Origin of the sequence: Fictibacillus aquaticus, from assembly GCF_002245695.1 — a bacterium.
GTDB classification, from domain to species: Bacteria; Bacillota; Bacilli; order Bacillales; family Fictibacillaceae; genus Fictibacillus; species Fictibacillus aquaticus.
Genome location: NZ_NOII01000104.1, coordinates 1 through 592 on the forward strand (window position 1 = coordinate 1; position 592 = coordinate 592).

Annotated in this window: 1 protein-coding gene; it reads left to right on the plus strand. The window is 38.0% G+C overall.

The window, feature by feature from the left end:
- The first annotated feature begins 212 nt into the window (after positions 1-212).
- Positions 213-545 carry a hypothetical protein gene (locus tag CGZ90_RS20255; RefSeq protein WP_094254263.1) on the plus strand — a complete coding sequence of 111 codons (333 nt, stop codon included), beginning with the start codon at positions 213-215 and terminating at the stop codon, positions 543-545.
- Positions 546-592: the final 47 nt, after the last annotated feature.

Genomic DNA, 592 nt, shown 5'->3' on the forward strand with positions numbered 1-592 from the left:
CGATAGGGTCCACCAATACATACTTATTCAAAACTCTTGACCATTTCAAGAGTTTTTTATTTTACAACGAATTAATACTATATGTACAAACACATATTTTCAAAAATAGTAGACGAGTATAGCCATTCACCCTTCCTAATCGTTCAGTTGTGCATAAACTATTTATTATGAGGCTATATGTTTCATGATTTCCATTTGGAAGGATGATTTATTTGGGTTACGGACAAGTTCAAAAACCAATTGTTAAAGATAATCTATCCATCGCAAAAGATATTTTAAACAAGAATAAGAATTTGACTACAGTTAAAATTATAGATTCCTGCATTAAACAAAGCACGATTATTACACCGATCACCATTCACATTAACAGTGTAACTGACACGATTGCTGGAGGAGGACAAAACGGCACTACCTCTCCTAATGTCGCTGGCGGCACAATCACCCCCTCTGCAAACGGTGCTTGGATAAGAAGAGTCGCTGCTTCACCAGGTGCTGCAGCGCTGAGAGGTCCTGGCGCTGGTGCAAAAGGTCGCAAAAAACATTAATCACCGCACAAACACCATGATATTCTCATGGTGTTTTATTGTACAAG